At 29.1% G+C, this 19656-nt stretch carries 17 protein-coding genes and 1 pseudogene; 13 read left to right on the top strand and 5 right to left on the bottom strand.

Annotated features, from left to right (window positions below; translation table 11 throughout):
* Positions 1-77 precede the first annotated feature (77 nt).
* Positions 78-1343: a GTPase HflX gene (gene hflX, locus ACTG45_RS12145; protein WP_021385067.1), complete on the top strand. Its 1266-nt coding sequence runs from the start codon at positions 78-80 to the stop codon at positions 1341-1343.
* A gap of 219 nt (positions 1344-1562) precedes the next feature.
* Here the strand turns inward: hflX and ACTG45_RS12140 are convergent.
* Positions 1563-1706 (bottom strand): annotated as a pseudogene (locus ACTG45_RS12140) (transglutaminase-like domain-containing protein); the annotation flags it as partial.
* Positions 1707-1834: 128 nt separating this feature from the next.
* Between ACTG45_RS12140 and ACTG45_RS12135 the strand changes: the two are divergent.
* The 5 genes from ACTG45_RS12135 to ACTG45_RS12115 all read left to right on the top strand — a co-directional run bounded on the left by ACTG45_RS12135 (position 1835) and on the right by ACTG45_RS12115 (position 6789).
* Positions 1835-2326: a MarR family winged helix-turn-helix transcriptional regulator gene (locus ACTG45_RS12135; protein ID WP_021385082.1), complete on the top strand. Its 492-nt coding sequence runs from the start codon at positions 1835-1837 to the stop codon at positions 2324-2326.
* 50 nt (positions 2327-2376) lie between these two features.
* On the top strand, positions 2377-2916 hold the full coding sequence (locus ACTG45_RS12130; protein WP_479919065.1) for a flavodoxin domain-containing protein: 540 nt from the start codon (positions 2377-2379) through the stop codon (positions 2914-2916).
* A gap of 290 nt (positions 2917-3206) precedes the next feature.
* The gene (locus ACTG45_RS12125; RefSeq protein ID WP_479919064.1) at positions 3207-4571 is read left to right on the top strand and encodes an aldehyde dehydrogenase; all 1365 of its coding nucleotides are present in this window, start codon (positions 3207-3209) and stop codon (positions 4569-4571) included.
* 149 nt (positions 4572-4720) lie between these two features.
* Entirely contained in the window at positions 4721-5887 is a 1167-nt protein-coding gene (locus ACTG45_RS12120; protein ID WP_021385059.1) for an AI-2E family transporter, read from the top strand.
* 119 nt (positions 5888-6006) lie between these two features.
* A complete protein-coding gene (locus tag ACTG45_RS12115) occupies positions 6007-6789 on the top strand; it encodes an alpha/beta hydrolase (protein WP_021385078.1) in 783 nt (260 codons plus the stop codon).
* A 119-nt stretch (positions 6790-6908) separates the two neighbouring features.
* On the opposite strand, the gene ACTG45_RS12110 is transcribed toward ACTG45_RS12115, so the two are convergent.
* Both ACTG45_RS12110 and ACTG45_RS12105 read right to left on the bottom strand, forming a co-directional pair.
* Entirely contained in the window at positions 6909-7562 is a 654-nt protein-coding gene (locus ACTG45_RS12110) for a TetR/AcrR family transcriptional regulator (RefSeq protein ID WP_021385052.1), read from the bottom strand.
* 23 nt (positions 7563-7585) lie between these two features.
* Positions 7586-8950 (bottom strand): sodium:solute symporter family protein, encoded by a 1365-nt coding sequence (locus tag ACTG45_RS12105; RefSeq protein ID WP_479916952.1) that lies wholly within the window; start codon positions 8948-8950, stop codon positions 7586-7588.
* Positions 8951-9608: 658 nt separating this feature from the next.
* Here ACTG45_RS12105 and ACTG45_RS12100 point away from each other — a divergent pair.
* From ACTG45_RS12100 to ACTG45_RS12070, 7 genes are all read left to right on the top strand, one after another.
* Positions 9609-11039, top strand: coding sequence for an MFS transporter (locus ACTG45_RS12100; protein ID WP_021385065.1), 1431 nt, complete (start codon positions 9609-9611; stop codon positions 11037-11039).
* Between the two features lie 111 nt (positions 11040-11150).
* Positions 11151-12254 carry a histidinol-phosphate transaminase gene (gene hisC, locus ACTG45_RS12095; protein WP_479916950.1) on the top strand — a complete coding sequence of 368 codons (1104 nt, stop codon included), beginning with the start codon at positions 11151-11153 and terminating at the stop codon, positions 12252-12254.
* A gap of 32 nt (positions 12255-12286) precedes the next feature.
* The gene (locus ACTG45_RS12090; RefSeq protein WP_021385063.1) at positions 12287-12505 is read left to right on the top strand and encodes an indolepyruvate ferredoxin oxidoreductase subunit alpha; all 219 of its coding nucleotides are present in this window, start codon (positions 12287-12289) and stop codon (positions 12503-12505) included.
* A gap of 16 nt (positions 12506-12521) precedes the next feature.
* Complete coding sequence (gene vorB / locus ACTG45_RS12085) at positions 12522-13571, top strand: 3-methyl-2-oxobutanoate dehydrogenase subunit VorB (RefSeq protein WP_021385064.1); 1050 nt, start codon at positions 12522-12524, stop codon at positions 13569-13571.
* 1 nt (position 13572) lies between these two features.
* Entirely contained in the window at positions 13573-14313 is a 741-nt protein-coding gene (locus ACTG45_RS12080; RefSeq protein WP_479919063.1) for a thiamine pyrophosphate-dependent enzyme, read from the top strand.
* 2 nt (positions 14314-14315) lie between these two features.
* Entirely contained in the window at positions 14316-14855 is a 540-nt protein-coding gene (locus tag ACTG45_RS12075) for a 2-oxoacid:acceptor oxidoreductase family protein (protein WP_021385071.1), read from the top strand.
* 123 nt (positions 14856-14978) lie between these two features.
* A complete protein-coding gene (locus ACTG45_RS12070; protein ID WP_479919062.1) occupies positions 14979-17078 on the top strand; it encodes an acetate--CoA ligase family protein in 2100 nt (699 codons plus the stop codon).
* 262 nt (positions 17079-17340) lie between these two features.
* On the opposite strand, the gene ACTG45_RS12065 is transcribed toward ACTG45_RS12070, so the two are convergent.
* Together ACTG45_RS12065 and ACTG45_RS12060 are read right to left on the bottom strand one after the other, a co-directional pair.
* The gene (locus tag ACTG45_RS12065; protein WP_021385062.1) at positions 17341-17856 is read right to left on the bottom strand and encodes a ferritin; all 516 of its coding nucleotides are present in this window, start codon (positions 17854-17856) and stop codon (positions 17341-17343) included.
* Between the two features lie 91 nt (positions 17857-17947).
* Positions 17948-19159, bottom strand: coding sequence for an ROK family protein (locus ACTG45_RS12060; protein WP_479919061.1), 1212 nt, complete (start codon positions 19157-19159; stop codon positions 17948-17950).
* Positions 19160-19656 lie beyond the last annotated feature (497 nt).

Below are 19656 nucleotides of genomic sequence, written 5' to 3'. Positions count from 1 at the left end.
TCTTGATGAATTTAATTATAGAGCCATAATCTCGTGCTATATATTAAATAAAAATAGCAGATAAGGAGAATATGGATATGGCAAAAAAAGGAATAATAGTAGGACTAAATATAAATAATAAATCTGAGGATTTTAATGAACTGATGATTGAACTTGAAAACTTATGTTCAGCATGTGATATTGATGTTGTGGGAAGTGTAACTCAAAATGCAAAGCAAGTCAATAGAGCATATTATATTGGGGCAGGTAAAGTAGATGAATTATTAAACTTAATAAAGAAAGAAAATACAGATATAGTTGTATTTTATAATGAACTTTCTACATCACAACTCAAAAACCTTGAAGAAAAGCTTAATTGCGAAATTATAGATAGAACAGCATTAATACTTGATATATTTGCACAGAGAGCAAAAACTAGAGAAGCTAAACTTCAAGTAGAAGTTGCTAGTTTAAAATATATGCTACCAAGGCTTATAGGTTCAAATGAAAATTTAGGACGTCAAAGTGGTGGTGTTGGTACTAAAAATAGAGGTTCTGGTGAGAAAAAGTTAGAACTTGACCGTAGAAGAATAGAAGAAAAGATAACTTCTCTAAATAGGGAGCTGGATGATTTAAAGTTTCAAAGAGAAACCCAAAGAAGTATGAGGAGAAAATCAAATTTACCAAATGTTGCTTTAGTTGGTTATACAAATGCAGGTAAATCTTCAATCATGAATAAATTAGTAGATACATTTAAAAATTCTGAAGAAAAGAAAGTCTTTGAGAAAAACATGTTATTTGCTACATTGGAGACCTCTGTTAGAAATATAGTTCTTTCAAATAATAAAGAATTTTTACTATCTGATACTGTTGGGTTTGTGAGTAACCTACCACATGATTTAGTAAAGGCATTTAGGTCAACATTAGAAGAAGCATGTGAAGCAGATGTATTATTACATGTTATTGATATTTCAAATCCAAGCTACAAAAATCATATTAAAGTAACTGAAGATACTTTAAAACAAATAGGTGCAGATGGTATACCTATGATACATGTGTATAATAAGGTTGATTTAATGGATGAAGAAGCTTTAAATAATATTGTAGACGATATAGATGGAATCTTTGTTTCAGTAAAAAAAGACATAAATATTGACAAAATGATAAAATGTATTTGTGATAGTATATTTAAGGATTATATAAGATGTAAGGTTTTAATTCCATATAATGAAGGGCATGTAGCTTCCTATTTTAATGATAATGCAAGTATAATAAGCACAGAATATACAGAAGAAGGAACTGTTTTAGAAGTTGAATGTAGTGATATAGAGTATAATAAGTATAAAAAATATATTTTAGAGTAGATTTTAAAAAATAATATAACTTAAAATGTATTTAATGTAAATAGCTTAAATTTGAGTTAAATTATACCTATAAAATATAAATATAGATTAGGGATTCCTAAGAAACCCTAATCTATATGATAATTGTCCTGTGAAAAATCAAAATTCACCTTTGTAAGTTATATGAAGCATACTCGTTTATTCTACTGGCATGGTTGTGTTAGTTACTATTCATATATAACTTTTGTATATGACATCCTTTCCTGCTGATTTGTTAGTATCAATATCTACATGACACAAGCGTCCATTACCAAAACGGACAAGGTTCCACTGGTGGTCATTTTATGTGCTGTGAACATAATAACATTCAATCCCTATAGCGTCTTATTATTTGTAACAAAAATAAAATTATTGACATAATAGTAATTAGTTACTATAATAAAAAGTAACTAATTACTATTTATAAACAGTGATGGAACGTCTAAGAATTAGCATATAGAGAGGGACAAAAAATGGATATAGAAACTTTAATGAAAAAAATTGTTGTGGATGATGAGAGTAGGAAACAAGCTATATTTGCAAATCTATTTGTAATGCAAAATAAACTTCAAACTGCATGTGACAAGTTAGACCCAGAACTTACAATGAAACAATGGTTACTTTTAGCACTTGCAGAATCTATAGATGAGACTGTGACACTGACTAAGCTTGGAGAGCTTATGGGATGCTCACGACAAAATGTAAAGAAATTAGCTGTTGCTTTAGAAAAAAAAGGGTTTGTACAAATTGAAAAAAATGAAAAAGATTCAAGAGCTACTTGCCTTTTAACAAAGGATAGAGTAGAAGAGTATTCAGAAAGAGTAAGAGATATGCAAATTAAAGTATTAGAGCTTTTATTTAAAGATTTTACAGAAAAAGAAGTAGAACAATTATTTTTTGGAATTATGAAATTAAGCAGAGGAATTGAGTATGTAAGAGATTATGTAGAAGATAATAATTTATAAAATAGATAAGTGAGAAATCAACTTTGTATGACATCAAAAGGAGATAATTTATGAAAAATACAGTAGTGATTTATAAAAGTAAATATGGATCAACAAAAAAATATGCTAAATGGTTTTCAGAATTATTGATTTGTGACAGTTTTGAGATTAAAGATATAAACATAGAAAAAATTATGAAATACGATACTATTATCTTAGGAGGAGGTCTTTATGCTTGTAATATAGCAGGAATTTCTTTTCTAAAAAAGCATTATAAAGAATTAAAAGGAAAAAACCTAATAGTTTTTGGTGTAGGAGCATCTCCATATAGTGATGAAGTACTAAAAAAATTAAGGGAAGTTAACTTTAAGGAAGAATTAGATGGAGTTCCATGTTTTTACTGTCGTGGAGAATGGGATGAAACAAAAATGTCGTGGATAGATAGTACACTTTGTAGTTTTTTAAAAAAAGCTATAGCGAAACAAGAGCGTAAAGGACTTAAACCAGTAGAAGCACCTTTGTTGTCAGGAGAAGTTTTTGAATGGTGTGATAAAGAATACTTAAAGCCAATACTTGAATATGTAGACAACATTAAAAGTACAAATTTATAATTATCTTTAAACATGATAAGTTATGAAAATACATTAGAGCATATTTACAAAATAATTTTATGAATAACGACATATAGTTTGATTATTTCTAATATTGTTATAATTTATAATTCATTTAATTTAAAAATACGATTACTAGCCTATTTATTTAATGAAAGGGGCTTTTTTTATTGGTAAATTTATGTTATATTTATGTGAATTTCTTAGGTTATAAATTAGTAAAATAAAAGTGTATCGAATTTCAACAATAACATAAAATAGAAGAATTCTTAAAGAAGGGATTTTAAATAATGGATATAAAGAAGTTAGTGATAATGCAAAGACAATATTATAATACAGGTAAAACTAGAGATATATCGTTTCGTCTAGAAAAGTTAAAAAGGTTGAAGTCAGTCGTATTAGAAAATGAAGAAAAAATACTTTTTGCATTAAAGAAAGATTTAAATAAGTCAAACTTTGAAGGCTTTATGACAGAAATAGGTATGTTTTATAGTGAACTTGATTTTGCTATAAAAAACATAAGAAAATGGAGTAAGACAAAAAGAGTTAACTCAAGTATGGTTAACTTTCCATCTATATCCAAGATTATTCCACAACCTTATGGCATTACACTCATAATGTCACCATGGAATTATCCTTTCCAATTAGCACTTATACCATTAGTCTGGTCAGTAGCAGCTGGTAATTGTGTTATATTGAAGACTTCTGAATACTCTGTGTCAACATCTAGTATAGTTAAAGAGATAATTGAAAATACTTTTTCAAGAGAATATGTTGCAGTTGTTCAAGGGAATCAAGAAGAAAGTGAAAAATTACTATTAGAAAGGTTTGACTATATATTTTTTACAGGAAGTACTAATGTTGGTAAAATAGTAATGAAATCAGCATCAGAATATTTGACTCCTACAACTTTAGAGCTTGGAGGAAAAAGCCCTTGTATTATTTTAAAAGATGCAGATATAGAGCTTACTGCAAAAAGGCTTACATGGGGAAAACTAATAAATGCAGGGCAAACTTGTGTAGCACCAGATTACGTATTAGTACATGAAGATAGGAAAGATGAATTAATAGAAAAAATAAAATATTATATTATTAAATATTTTGGAGATAATCCATGTAATAATGAACAATTTCCTAAAATTATAAATGAAAGACATTTTAATCGTATAGTATCTCTTATTGATACAGACAAAGTAGTATATGGTGGAGTTTGCAATAATAAGAAATTAAAAATAGAGCCAACTATAGTAGATAATGTTAATTGGGATGACAATATAATGAAGGAAGAAATATTTGGACCTATATTTCCTATTTTAACTTATAAAAACTTGGATGAAGTTATACAAGAAATTATACAGAGACCAAATCCATTGGCGCTTTATATTTTTACAAAAAATAAGAAGCTAGAAAATAAAATTTTAGAAATGATTCCAGCAGGTGGATGTTGTATTAATGATACAATTACACATATAGCTACGAATTACTTACCATTTGGTGGAGTTGGAGAGAGCGGTATGGGCTCATATCATGGAAAAGCTGGGTTTGATACCTTTACTCACTATAAGAGTGTCTTAAAAAAATTAAATTTAGATATTCCTATTAGATATGCACCATATAATGATAAATTAATTAAGATTCTTAAGAAAATAATGTAGATTATATTGTAGAAAAATGAATATAAATAAAATTGAAAACTTGTATTCTAATTATACTTTATAGAATTTAAAATTTAAATTTGCTATATTTGTTATAAAAATAGTGATTTTGTGATAAAATTTAACTATATAGAAATAAGGAGGAAAAAATGAAAATTAATTGGAATACAAAGTACACAACAATAGCAATTTACACATTTATAATAGCTGCTTGTAGTATAATATTTTATCTAGTATCATCACAAATCGATGTATTTTCTAATAATTTAGATGCTATATTTACAACTTTACAGCCTTTTATAATAGGATTTGCTATTGCATATCTTCTTAATTTTATTTTAAAATTTTATGAAGATAGAGTTTTTATAAAAAGTGAGAAATTAAAAAGCCTAAAACAAAAATCAAAAAGAGGATTGGGTCTTTTATTAACATATGCAACAGCCGCATTGATACTTTACTTGTTTATGTATTTCGTATTGCCTCAAGTAATTGAGAGTATTGTTGGACTAGCAAATGATATACCTATGTATGTAAATAATGCAACTAAGCTTATTGATAAATTAATGACTGATTTAAATCTTGATGAACAATACTTCAATTTGGCAGTAGATAAATGGAATGAATTTGTTGCATATATTATAAAGTTTGTAACAGATTTAATACCAATATTAGGAAATATGCTAAAGAATGTAGCTTCTAGTATATGGAATATTGTACTAGGATTGATTGTTTCAGTATATTTACTAATTGATAAAGAAAAATTCTATGGATTAAGTAAAAAAATAACTTATGCAGTATTTACAGAGACACAAGCTGCTAGAATTTTAGAATTGACTCATAGAAGTAACTATACATTTGGAAGATTTTTAGGTGGTAAGATATTAGATTCATTTATTATAGGTATTCTAACATTTGTAATACTTACAATAGTTAAAATGCCATATACATTATTAATATCAGTTATAATTGGTATTACAAATATCATACCTTTCTTTGGACCTTTATTTGGAGCAATACCATCTACACTAATAGTAATGTTTGTATCTCCTATAAAAGCTTTATGGTTATTGTTAATTATATTAATAATACAACAAATAGATGGCAATATTATAGGACCTAAAATACTTGGAGATTCAATTGGTATATCTGCATTTTGGATTTTATTCTCATTGTTAGTTGCAGGAAAACTATTAGGTTTTGTTGGAATGGTTATAGGAGTTCCAATGTTTGCTGTAATTTATTCTATAATTAAAGATGTTGTTGAAGGTAAATTGGATAAAAAAGGATTACCAACAGATACTTCCGATTATATGTAGCTAAAAAAAGATATTATGTGTAATTAAAAATATATAAATTAAGAAATATTTAAAGCACTGAGAAAGTTAAACTCTTGGTGCTTTTTAGATATAAAATCATTATAGAAGAGGTGTTTTTTGTGGCATTTATACAATGTAAATTTAAATCTAAATATACAGGAGGAGAAACCGATGTAATTGTAGTTCTACCTGTAGCAAATGGAAAAGAACTTTTTAGTGGTAAAGAGATATATGATTTTGAAGGTAAGTTTAAAACATTGTACTTATTTCATGGATTAGAAGATGACCAAAGCTCATGGATTAGATATACTAATGTAGAACATTATGCTAAAAATAAAAATATAGCTCTCGTAATACCAAGAGTAGAAACTAGTTTTTACACAGATATGGTGTATGGACACAAATATTTTACTTTTGTAAGTGAGGAATTACCTAAATTTGTTAGAGCTATATTTCCTTTGTCAGATAAGAGAGAAGATAACTTTGTAGCTGGAATGTCCATGGGAGGATATGGTGCTTTAAAGTTAGCACTTTCAAAACCAAAAGAATTTTCAGCAGTTGCAAGTTTTTCTGGTTCGCCTGATATGATTCATGAGTTAGAAAATCAACAAATAGAAACTAATGCAGATATTCTATTTCATGATTTTGGAAGACCAGAAGATGCTAGAAATAGCGATAATGATTTACTTTACATACTTAAGAATCTTAAAGAAAGAAATGAAGATATTCCTAAAATTTATCAATTCTGTGGTGATAGAGATTTTTTATATGAAAACAATCAGACATTTAAGAAATATGCAGAGTCTTTAAATATAGATGTTGTATATGAAGAGTGTGTTGGAGGCCATGAATGGCGTCTTTGGAATTTATGGATAAAGAAATTTATAGATATGATTGTGTAGGATATTTATAGTATTAAGAAAAAATACTATAAGATATTTTTTAATATAATAAAGACTGAAATTTTAACACCTAATTACGATTTTAAAATTTCAGTCCCTAAGAATCCGATAAAATTTTATTAGGTTCTTATGCGAGTTATTATAGGAGTGAAGTTATCAACTATATCTATATAGTATTTACTCAGTTCCTCTAAAATATCTTCACATAAATCGGTGCTATGACCAAGGTTAATGAGGAATTGTTTTGTAAAATACTTTATTACTGCTTGAGAAGAGATATCATACTTGTGTGAAATATAAACCCTAATTATCTCAGGCTTCATAGCAAGTATACCAATACAAGAAAGTATTAATTCATCATGTTCTATAGATTCTTTATCATTAACATATCTCTTCATTACCATCTCAGTTACACTTCGTTGATAGCTTAAAATAGCTTCTTCATAAGCTATATCTAAATAAAAATTCCTGTACGCTTCATTTTTTAGCAGAAAACAAAGGTCAGCATTCATAGCAAGAAAGAACATCATCATAGTGCCCTCTTCATGATAGTTATAGATTAAAGACTGCATTTCATCTCTTATATCTTCATATATTATAGCCCCTATTTCGCTTTTACTTGAGAAGTAATAACTTATTAGACCTAAATTTATATTAGCTCTTTCTGCAATTTGCCTAGTTGTCGTTTTATGATAACCTTGTTCAAAAAATAATTCTCTAGCAGCACTTACAATACTAGCTTTTGTTTCTTTTCCCTTTTCTGATTTTGACATATTTACTGTATATACCTCTCTTTTCAATCTTTTTTTGAAAATTTGCTAACTATAAATATTGTAATAGAACCACCTATTATAGGAATTAAAATTCTGTCAAAGACAGTAAGAATGCCAACCATATTTAATAATGCCAATATCACACTTACTATAACAGCATAGATAGCACCTTTTTTTGTAGCACCTTTCCAGGAAAGGCCAATTACAAATGGTGCAAATATCACGCCTGTACATAATGGTGCTGGCCAAAATAATAGTTCTAATAAACTATCAAACTTAAGTGCTATAATTGCACCTGCTACAGCTGTTAAAGCTGAAGCAATTTGAGAATATTTTAGAGTATTTTTCAAGTCATTAAATTCTATATCAGGATGTAATAATTTGTTATAAATATCTCTTGATATGATAGCACTCATCGAAGTCATTAATGAATCTGCAGTAGACATTATGGCAGCTAATATAGCAGCTAAGAATAATACAGAAATTAAAGGTGGTAAAGTTGTTGATATCATTTGAGGTAAAACCTGGACAGATGATATGTTTGGAAATAAACTACCACCAATAGCTCCAATTATTCCTATAGGAAAAGCAAGAAACAAAAGTATAAATCCTGCAATTATACTGCTTTTAACTGCATTTTTAGCATTATCAGCACATTGATATCTTAAAAAACTTTCATAAGAAAATATTGAGCCTAAAACTAATGGTAAAACTGTATACATAAAATCACTAATCGATTTATTTCCTGGAAAGAATGGTTCTTTTACCATTGATTGTAACATAAGTAAAGGGTTGTCGCCAACTAATTTTAAGCTTATATAAGCTACTATTGGCAAAAACACAACACAAATAGCAAGTTGAATAAATGCTGATACTGCAACTCCCCACATTCCCGATGTATAAGTATATATAATGATTACTATTACTCCTATGATTACTGCTACATCGTAAGGAATACCAAATGCAGTAGATACAGAACCAAAAGAGATTAATTGACTGCCCATAATGGCTAATATTGATATTGGTGTTACAAGACTTTGATAAGCTCTTAAAAATATACTATGACCATATCTAGTTTCAATATAATCTGCAGGAGTTATATCACAAGATAAACTTCTTAACTTTCCTGCAAAAAATGCGTTTACAAAACAAGCTAAAGAAGCTCCTATAGTAGAATACATACCAACCCACAATCCTCTTTCAGCTCCCCATTGAACTCCACCTACTAAGCACCCTCCACCAAAAGATGTAGCAGCGATAGTTGCGGCGAGGATGGGTAAAGGAAGATTTCTACCTGCAATTAAGAAATCGGATGCCGTTTTAACTTTTTTAGAAAAATAAAAACCAATCCATATGTATACTGCACACGTAGCAATTAAAAGTAACATAGTTTCTTCTCCTTTATAAAATATTTTTAATAAAATTTATAAAATATATTTAAAATATATTTTATATAAAAGTAGTACAATATTTGTTTTTATTAGTTTTGGATTAGTATAGCTATAATAACTTATGATACTATGTAGAATTACATAAAAAGAAAAAATTGAAAATTCTGAAATTAATGTTTGTAATGATGTTCGTCTGATAGATTCTTTTTGTAATTGTAACATGCTTTTATTTTTAAATCAATAGTACATGTATAAAAATTAAATAAATTTAAAGAGATAAAAATTATTTTTAAAATCTAGATGTAGTATGAAAATATCTTAATAAAATTATTCTTGAATAATATTATAAAAAATTAAAATTACTAAGAATCTGATAAAATAATTTGAAATATATGTTTTGATGACATTTTAAAGCAGTAAAACAATAAAAAACAAATGTAAATTAACTTAAATGGGCTTTTTACTTAAATCTAAGAGCAAAAAATAAAATCAAAAAAGTGTTTGACAATTATGAATTTTGAGAATATAATTAAATTAAAATTATACACATATAAAATTTAAAACCAAATCAAGAAAAAAATATTTGAAGTTTGGAAGAAGAAATATTATACGTGAATAATGAAAAGTGATTAAATTTTATAAGGGAGGGGTAGATGTGAGTAGTCAAGAAAGCAAACCAAAAGGAAATCTTATATCGAATTTTAGAGATGATATGAGAGACCCTAAGAAGAGAGCAATATACACATATTCAAGCTCTATAAACCTAGCATACAATTTTATAGGTTACTTTGTATCAACAGTAACAAATATCTTTTTAACTGATGTAGCAAAACTTGGTGTAATTATGGCAGGTGGTATGCAAATTGTACAATCTTTCATAAAAATTGCTGTAGCTCCTATAACAGGTACAGTATTTGACAAACAACCATTCAAAAAAGGAAAATATTATCCATGGCTTAGATATACACCCGCAGCATTAGCATTGACATATGGTATATTTTTCATAGTCCCATTGATGAAAATAAGTCCAGCATTACTTTTACCTTTAATGACCGCTTTATTATTAATAGCATCTTGTGCTCAACAGGTAGTTTTTACTATAATTTATGCTATTTACCCTGTGGTTGCTAAAACGCCTAGAGACAGAGTTATAGGCTCAACTACTACGAATATATTTAAAGAAGTTGGTAAATTCTTAGTAGGTTTTTCATATCCGTTATTATTAGTTTTATTTGCAGATGTATTAGGTGGAGAAGGAATGGGTTATTTAGGTACTTATCTATTCTTTGCAGCAGGATGTCTTTTAGTATTTTGGTTTTCTTCAACAGAGATAATAAGATCTGGTGCAGAAGATGAGGTTCTTCAAAAAGAAGAAAAACCAAAGATTAAAGCAAGTGAAATGGCAAAAGCTCTATTTACTAACGTTCCACTTATGATGGCATTTTGTCTAGAATTTCTTATATGTATAAGATCTATAGGATTAGGACCTTTAGCTCCATATTATTTTAAATATGTAATAGAAGATGAACGTGGATTAGCTGTATTTTTAGCAATAATGCCTTTAGTAAGTGTAGCGTTCATGTTTTTCGCACCAATATTTATAAAAATCTGTAGAGAGCAAAAATTAGCATCAATAATTTCTTTTTCTATATGTGCAATATGTCACTTGTTGGTTGCATGGACTCCTTGGGGAAAGACTACTTTAGGTGTAACTATGTTACTGGCAATTGGTGGTGGTTTTTCAAATGTAGTATCAATAATAAATCTTAACTTCTTTGCTGGTTCTTGTGATTATGGACACTGGAAATCAGGAAGAGACTTACCTGGTCTAAGTATGTCACTATATCCAGTTGCAATACAAGTAGGTGTATTACTTGCAACTACTATAAGAACAATTTTGATGAATTCAATGGGATATCAAGCTGATATGGTAGTTACAGAAGCAGTTAAAAGTGGTTTCATAAATATGATTTCTTATTCTATGGCAATCCCTTTAATAATAGCTGTTGTTATAGCCATCTTATATCCAGTGAGTGACAAGAAACTAAATCAAATAAGAGAAGAATTAAATCAAAGAAATGCCTAATTACCTAATTAAAAGAGATTTAAATAGATGATTAATTTTAAGATATTAAAGTAAGTAGACGCAATGGCGTTTATATAAATGAAAATACATATATAGAGGGGGCTTTTAAAAATGATAGAAAAATTATTGAGAAATACAGTAAAAGAGTTACATCAATACGTTCCAGGTGAACCAATAGAAAAAGTTAAAGAGAAATATGGTGTAAAAGAAATAATAAAACTAGCTTCAAATGAAAATCCTCTAGGACCATCACCAAAAGCAATGGAAGCTATGATTGAAATGCTAAAACAAGGTCAACTTTATCCAGAACCAGAAGCGAATGAACTTAGAAGAAAATTAGCTGACAAGTTAGATTTAAAACCAGAAAACTTTATTGTTGCTAATGGTGCGGATAACGTTATCACGCTAATAGGTGAAGCTTTTATCAATAGAGGGGATGAGGTTATATACTGTGACCCAACATTCCCATCATATAGAACTGCAACTGTAAAAAATGAAGGAATACCAGTAGAAGTACCTTTAACAAAAGACTATAAATATGATTTACAAGGCATATTAGACAAGATTACAGATAAGACAAAATTAATATGTGTATGTAATCCTAATAATCCAACAGGAACAATTGTAGATGATAAAGAGTTAGAAGCATTTTTAAAGAAAGTACCTGAAAATATTATAACTATATTGGATGAAGCATATATAGAATTTTTAACAGTACCTAATTATGTAGATGGACTTAAGTATGTAAGAGAAAATTACAATGTTATAGTAACAAGAACTTTCTCTAAAATATATGGTCTTGCAGGTCTTAGAGTAGGATATGGTATTGCTAAAGATGAGATAATAAGAACTTTATTTACAGTAAAAGAGCCTTTCTCTGCAAATCGTGTTGCTATAAGTGGAGCAACAGCAGCACTTGATGATGATGAATTTATAAAAGAAACATATGACTTGAATAGAGCTGGAATGGCTTATTTTAAGGAAGAGTTCGCAAAAATGGGATTTGATGTTGTAGATTCACAATCAAACTTCCTTTATGTAGACATGAAAACAGATATACCAAAGCTATTTGAAGATTTGAAAAAAAGAGGTTTTGTAATAAGACCAAATGCTACACATGCACGTGTAAGTATTGGAACTATGGAAGAAAACCAAAAATTTGTAGCAGTTTTAAAGGAAATATTAAATCTTAAAGAAGAACCAAGCATTGGATAATAGATAGAAATATTACGAAATGGGGTGTAGATATGAGCTTAAAAATAAACGCAGAGAGATGTAAAAGTTGTGAATACTGCGTTATATCTTGTAAAAAAGGAGCATTAAAAATATCAGATAACATAAATAAAGAAGGATATGCTCATGTAGAAGTTGATGAAAGTAAATGCATACTTTGTGGAATTTGCTATCAAGTGTGTCCAGATAATGTTTTTGAAATAATTAAAGAAGAAGCATGTCAAGAGGCTTAGAAGGAGTTGGGATAATATGAAAAAGATGTGGAAGGGGAACCACGCCATTGCAGAAGCAGCTCTAAGAGGTGGTTGTGAGTTTTATGCAGGATATCCAATTACACCTCAAACAGAGGTAATGGAATTTTTATCACATAGAATGTCTGAACTTGGAAGAACTTTTATACAATCTGAAAATGAAATGGCTGCTATATATATGGTGTATGGAGCATATGCAAGTGGAATGAGGTCTATGACAAGTTCTTCAGGACCAGGAATATCTTTAAAACAAGAAGGAATTTCATATTTATGTGCAAATCACTATCCTTGTGTAATCGTAAATGTACAAAGATGGGGGCCTGGACTTGGTTCGCTAGATTCAGCACAGACAGATTATTTAAGGGATACTAGAGGGGGAGGAAATGGAGATTATCATTTAATTGTTTATGCACCAAACAGTATCCAAGAAACTGTAGATTTAATGTATAATTCGTTTGATGTAGCGGAGAAATACAGAGTGCCTGTTGAAATTTTGACAGAAGCGGCTTTAGGTCAAATGATGGAACCGGTAGAGTTTCCAGAGTTCAAGAAGAGAGAAGAAGATTTAGGTTGGACTTATGATGGAAGTAATAGAGACCATGCAAAAGTTGCAGATAATCAAAAACCAGCTTTTTGTATGGAAAAGCGTATGAGAATAACTGAAAATGAACAACAATGGGAAGATTATCAAGTCGAAGATGCGGAATATGTGTTTGTAGCGTTCGGTATACCATCAAGAACAACTATGAATGCTGTTAGAAGACTTAGAGAACAAGGTGAAAAAGTTGGAATAATAAGACCAATAACAGTGTGGCCATTCCCATATAAGGCATTTGAAAAGGTAAATAAGAATGTAAAAGGATTTATTTCAGTAGAGTCAACAGATACAGGTCAGTTAGTAGAAGATGTTGCTTTAGCTTCAAAGAAAGTATGTAAAGAAAATGTGCCTGTTTATGGATTATTCAGTGGAAATCATATACCAAAAACACTGCAAGTAATGGACACTTATAGCAAAATAAAATCTGGCGAAATCAAGGAGGTGTTCTAATATGGCTACAGAAAAGTTAACACCTAGCGTTGTTTCAATACCAAACAAATTTTGCCCAGGTTGTGGTCATGGAATAGTAAACCGTATAATAGCAGAAGTAATAGAAGAACATGGATATGAAAAAAATCATGTATTAACTTTAGGAGTTGGTTGTGTTTGTAATATGAATTTTAGCTGGAATGGAGATAAGATGCAAACTGCACATGGTAGAGCTTCATCCACAGCTATAGGAATTAAAGTAGCACTTCCAGAAACATTAGTAATGACTTATCAAGGTGATGGAGATGCTTATGTTATAGGTCTTTCTGAAACTTTAAATACTGCATATAGAAATCATAATGTGACTGTATTTGTAATAAATAACAATAACTTTGCTATGACTGGCGGACAGATGTCATGGACTACTATGCCAGGTCAAGTTACAACAACAAGTGTAGATGGAAGAGATATAAAAACTACTGGTAGCCCATTAAAAGTTCCTGAAATGATGGCAGACTTCTTTGATGTAGCGTATGTAGCAAGAGGTTCAGTTCATAGTCCAAAAGAAATAATTAATCTAAAAAAATATATAAAAAATGCAATAGAAGCTCAATTGAATGGAGAGGGGTATTCATTAGTTGAAATATTAGCACCTTGTCCAACTAACTGGGGTGTATCATTAGAGAAATCTATCAAGTGGATGGAAGAAGAAATAGTGCCATATTACACTCTTGGCGAATTTAAGCAAAGGGATGGTGAATAATTATGGAAAAAGAGTTAGTATTTGCAGGATTTGGTGGTCAAGGAGTTTTAACTCTTGGTCTAATTGTAGCTGAGTCAGCACTTGAATTAGGAAAACAAGTAACTTGGATGCCTGCATATGGTCCAACTATGAGAGGTGGAAAAGCATATAGTGTAGTAAAGTTTTCTGATGAGAGTATAGGTGGACCTGATATGGAAGAAATAGACGTTTTAGTAGCAATGAATAAGCCATCTTTAGATTATATAAATTTAGTTAAAGAAGGTGGAACAGTAGTTATTAATACATCTGTAATAGATGATGATATAGCATTAAGAGAAGATATAAATGCAGTTAAAATAAATTGTCAAGAATTAGCTCAAAAAGTAAACAATCCCAAAGCAGCAAATATAGTAGTGCTTGGAGCATTAATTGCGAAAACTGGATTATTTGAAAAAGAATTAGCTTTAAAAACTATGTGTGATTTCTTTGAAGAAAAAGGAAAAGGTAAATTCAATATTCAAAATGAAGCAGCATTCATGGAAGGCTATAATAACGCCATTTAATAAATTACCCTTATCTTAAATGATTTATCTCAAGATTTAATAATCCTTAGTGCCAAGAGAAGTTTCATCTTGAGATAAAATTCATTTAAAATCACAACTATGAAAATATAGGAGAGTGAATTTATGAGCTTGGAAAAACTTATTAGACCAAAGAGCATTGCTATAGTAGGAGTTACTGATAAGCTTGGTTTTGGTAGAAGTGCAGCACTTAGTATAGTAAAAAGTAAAGATACAGATAGAGTATATTATGTAAATCCCAAAAGAGATGAATTATTTGGAAGAAAATGCTATAAAACGATACAAGAAGTACCAGAAGTAGTAGATTGTGTAGTAGTATGCACACCTAGAAATATAGTTCCATCTGTATTAAAAGATTCTGGAGAATTGGGAACAAAAGCAGCTGTAGTATATGCTAGCGGATTTGCAGAAGAAGGAACAGAAGAAGGCATAGATTTAGAAAATCAACTTATAGAAATATCAAATACATATGATATGAAAATATTAGGTCCAAATTGTATGGGATTATTAAATTGTATAGATAAAGTTAACCTTTGGGCAGGAGGTTCTAAATGGGATTTAGATACCAAAAAACCTGGCATAGGAATTGTAGGTCAAAGTGGATTTATAACGGCAGAGATTGTTTCAAGTGATTATTTTAATATATCTTATGGTTTCTCAACAGGAAATGGAAATATAGTTACGCTAGAAGATGCTGTTGACTTCCTTGTAGATGATAATTATGCATCAGTAATAGCCATCTATCTTGAAGGTTTAAAAAATCCTCGAAAATTTATAGATGCTCTAAAAAGAGCTGCACAAAAAAGAAAGCCAGTAATAATATTGAAATCAGGAAGGTCAGAAAAGGGAGCTATTTCGGCTGCTTCTCACACAGGAAACTTAGCTGGTTCAAGTAAAGCCTTTGAAAGTATTTTCGAAAAATATGGAGTAATTTCTGTGGAGAATCTGGAACAATTTATGTGTTTAGCACAAGCTTTTAGTGTTCTAGATGGTAATTTACCTACAAATTCTAATTTTGCAGCAATAAACTTCTCAGGAGGAGAAAATACTATTTGTGCAGATTTAGCAGAAGAAAATGGTGTAGAACTTGCAGAAATATCTTTTGAAACTAAAGAAGAAATGAAAAAATATCTTCCAGGATTTGCAACACCTAAAAATCCACTAGATGCCACAACTGCATTATTCCATGAAAAGGATATGATAGTAGGTCTATTACATACATTTGAAAAAGATGATAGAGTCGGATTTACTATGGTAGGAGCAAATATAAGAGATGAAGAAAATGAAATGCATGAGACACTTTGTCAAGCTGTAAGTGAAGCAAGAGAGCAAGGATTAAAGAAGCCTGTGTTTGCAGTTCCTACACTTGAAGGAAATAGATATCTAAATTATAGAACTAGATTAGAAAACAATCAAGTGCCTATAATGTCATCAGTTGGAACTACATTTACTTGTTTTAATAAAATGGCTAAATTTGTAGATTATGATTATTCAAAGAGAACACTAGAATTTGAGGCTGTTAAGAAAAGAGAATCAAATAATGTAGTAGCTCTATCAGAGTTAGATAGTAAGATTGAGATGAAGAAGTATGGAGTACCAGTACCAGGGCAAGGTAATGCAAAAAGCATTGATGAATTAGATGAAATCTTAAAATACATTAACTATCCTGTTGTTTTAAAAATAAATTCTTCCGAAATATTGCATAAATCTGATGTTGGAGGAGTTAAAATAGGAATTAAAAATAGAGATGAGGCAATAAATGCATATAATGAGATTTTAGCTAATGTAAAAAAAGAAAAACCAGATGCTAAAATTGATGGTATATTAGTTCAAGAAATGGTAGAAAGTGGTATAGAAATTATTATTGGTATAACTAATGATGACCAATTTGGTCCAATGTTGCTAGTTGGTTTAGGAGGAGTATTTGTAGAAGTATTTAAAGATACTACTTTATATCCATTACCTATAAATCATGATGAAGCTATGATGATGCTTAGAAAATTGAAGTCATTTAAGCTTTTAAATGGATATAGAGGAAGCGAGCCTTGTGATGTTGAAGCTCTTGCAGATATGATGGTTAAGTTAGGAAAATATGCTTATGAAAATAAAGATGAGGTTAAGGAAATAGATTTAAATCCAGTGTTTGTATATCCTAAGGGAAAAGGTGTATGTGCAGTAGATGCTTTAATAGTTAAATATAAATAGTTCATAAGTTTTGGTATTCAACCATAATCAAAGTACTGGCTGAAAATCACATTTATAAATTAAGTAGTGTGATTTTCAGTCACCCCAAATTTAAAATTTAAGTATCTTAAAGTAAAAATAGATTTTTAAAAATTATAAAATAGAACTGTATAAACAATAAAATACTACATATAAAACGAATAATAAAAGGTGTTTTAATTAGAAGAATCAATCTTGATTTTCATTAAAACACCTTCTTTATTATATCGAAAAGTCTTAAATATTATATTGTTACAGGTGGATTTGTTGGGGCTGCATATGTACGATTAGCAAATTCTTGGTCAACAAAGAATAGCCCACCTTCTCCAGCAAGTTTAACACGCTTTATATTGTCTTCACAATTTGTTTCTTCCTCTGCTTGTTCAGATATAAACCAAAGTAAGAACTGAGAAGTTCTAAAGTCTGCCTCAGAGTTTGCTACAGCTGCTAAATTGTTTATTAAAGATGTAACCTTTTTTTCATGAGCTAATGTACGCTCAAGAATATCCATTGCAGAAGTAAAGTCTGAATCTGGCATTGGGATAGCATCAAGTTGAACTTTTCCTCCTACATTATGTAAATATTTGTAGAAAAACATAGCATGGTCTGTCTCTTCTTTATATTGAACATAAAACCAATTAGAAAATCCTTTAAGTCCTTCTGCTTCAAGGTAAGAAGACATAGAAAGATAAAGATATGCAGAATATAATTCATGGTTAATCTGCTCATTAAGTAATTTTTCCATTTTAGCTGAAATCATTTTCATACCTCCAAATTTTAAACGCTCTTATAAAATATAATAATATTAAATGGAAAAATATTCAATAAGAGTATTTAAATATTTTATATATTTAATAAAAATTTATACTACCATTAAAAAATTTGTAGCTAACAATAGCTATAGAGCCGATTAATGGTGCATTTGCTCCAAAATTTGAATGTTTTACATTTATTTTTTTATATTTAGAAAAACTTGCCGAAGCAGTTAATTTTTTTAATAATGTATTTTCTATGAATGTACCTGGTATATTAAAGTCGTAACCTATTATTATAGAGCTACAATCAATCAATGTAAGTGTATTTACCAATGCATATGATACATATGTACAAAATTCATCAAGCAAAAACATGGCAAGAGTATCTTTATTATTTGCTTCATCTATTAACTTTACTAAAGAAAAATTTTTACAGTTAATTAATGGAGAGTTGGGATAAATATGGCTCAATGAGTCAATTCTTTTAATTAGATTACTAACACTTGTGTAATAATCTAAGCATCCATTATTACCACAGCTACATAATGGGCCACTAAAATTAATAGATGTATGTCCTATTTCTCCGCTTTGACCTAGATTACCAGTATGAAGTCTATTTTCTAGTACCAGACCAGCTCCGATACCATTCATTATATGTAAGTATATATAATTTGATATATCTTTACCCAAACCATACATTTTTTCAGCTAAGGCACCTGAATTAGCATCATTTATCAAAAATATTGGCAAATCGGACATTTCCTCTATAAAATTTACTATATTTAAATTTGATACATTTCCAAAGTCTGGAGGATTTAATATAATACCATTTATATTATCTACTGGACCTATTGAAGAAATACCAATTCCAATTATATCTCTCTTATTATTCTTCATTATTTTAGTAAACATCCTTTTGATTATATCTTTTAAAACATCGTTTGATAGATATTTAGGGTAAGTTTCAGAAAGTTGTTTTACAATATTACCTTTCAAATCTGCAATAATTACCTTACATATATTTCTTCTTATCAGAATTCCACAAATACAAGGTGAGATATTAGAAATATCCAATAAAATAGGTTTACGGCCTGATGAATGTGCATTTAAAGTTGATGATTCTATTTCTTTAATCATATTTTCATTAATAAGTTCCGTGACTAGATTTGATAAAGTCATTTTGGTAAGTCCTGTAGACTTTGCTAAATCAACCCTAGACATAGGTGTATTTGTAGAAAGTAATTTCAATATTATTAACTTATTTTTAATTTTTACATCTTTTATGTTAGAACCTTGCTTGTTGCTCATCGTAAATCTCCTTAAATAAAGTTAAGTGTTTTATTTATTTTCAAGCATACTATTACTTTATACTAGAATAACGTTTTTTTACTTGAAAATACCATTACTTAGAATATATCACATTATATATCATAAGACATATAAAAATATGTTAGAATTAAATTAAAAGTGAAAAAGTGAATTGACATATGATATATGGATAAATAATAAATACTTAATCACAAAGCCTGACACATAATAAATTTGATAGAAGGTGTATTTTTAATGACATTAATAAAGTATTTACTTAATAATGTATAGATTATGTAAATATGCAGTCTATATTGTTGTATACAATAAATTTTCATTTTGTAAAGAAATACAATAAATATAAGATATAAATGTCGATTTTTATTACAAATTGTTACCAAATATATGTACACCTGAACTAAAATCTTGGAAATTGTAACTAAAATGTAAATTTTTCCTCTAATCTATCTAATATTATGGAAACTTTTTGTAATTTA

The sequence above is a fragment of the Clostridioides sp. LIBA-7602 genome (assembly GCF_056688945.1).
The sequence above is the reverse complement of the archived record's forward strand: the minus strand, read 5'-3'. Positions and strand labels throughout refer to the sequence as shown.

What these genes read in the sequence shown, in the direction of transcription:
- hflX (WP_021385067.1), top strand. Translation starts at nt 78, where the DNA reads ATGGCAAAAAAAGGAATAATAGTAGGACTAAATATAAATAATAAATCT.
- ACTG45_RS12135 (WP_021385082.1), top strand. Translation starts at nt 1,835, where the DNA reads ATGGATATAGAAACTTTAATGAAAAAAATTGTTGTGGATGATGAGAGT.
- ACTG45_RS12130 (WP_479919065.1), top strand. Translation starts at nt 2,377, where the DNA reads ATGAAAAATACAGTAGTGATTTATAAAAGTAAATATGGATCAACAAAA.
- ACTG45_RS12125 (WP_479919064.1), top strand. Translation starts at nt 3,207, where the DNA reads ATGGATATAAAGAAGTTAGTGATAATGCAAAGACAATATTATAATACA.
- ACTG45_RS12120 (WP_021385059.1), top strand. Translation starts at nt 4,721, where the DNA reads ATGAAAATTAATTGGAATACAAAGTACACAACAATAGCAATTTACACA.
- ACTG45_RS12110 (WP_021385052.1), bottom strand. Translation starts at nt 7,562, where the DNA reads ATGTCAAAATCAGAAAAGGGAAAAGAAACAAAAGCTAGTATTGTAAGT.
- ACTG45_RS12105 (WP_479916952.1), bottom strand. Translation starts at nt 8,950, where the DNA reads ATGTTACTTTTAATTGCTACGTGTGCAGTATACATATGGATTGGTTTT.
- hisC (WP_479916950.1), top strand. Translation starts at nt 11,151, where the DNA reads ATGATAGAAAAATTATTGAGAAATACAGTAAAAGAGTTACATCAATAC.
- ACTG45_RS12090 (WP_021385063.1), top strand. Translation starts at nt 12,287, where the DNA reads ATGAGCTTAAAAATAAACGCAGAGAGATGTAAAAGTTGTGAATACTGC.
- vorB (WP_021385064.1), top strand. Translation starts at nt 12,522, where the DNA reads ATGAAAAAGATGTGGAAGGGGAACCACGCCATTGCAGAAGCAGCTCTA.
- ACTG45_RS12080 (WP_479919063.1), top strand. Translation starts at nt 13,573, where the DNA reads ATGGCTACAGAAAAGTTAACACCTAGCGTTGTTTCAATACCAAACAAA.
- ACTG45_RS12075 (WP_021385071.1), top strand. Translation starts at nt 14,316, where the DNA reads ATGGAAAAAGAGTTAGTATTTGCAGGATTTGGTGGTCAAGGAGTTTTA.
- ACTG45_RS12070 (WP_479919062.1), top strand. Translation starts at nt 14,979, where the DNA reads ATGAGCTTGGAAAAACTTATTAGACCAAAGAGCATTGCTATAGTAGGA.
- ACTG45_RS12065 (WP_021385062.1), bottom strand. Translation starts at nt 17,856, where the DNA reads ATGATTTCAGCTAAAATGGAAAAATTACTTAATGAGCAGATTAACCAT.
- ACTG45_RS12060 (WP_479919061.1), bottom strand. Translation starts at nt 19,159, where the DNA reads ATGAGCAACAAGCAAGGTTCTAACATAAAAGATGTAAAAATTAAAAAT.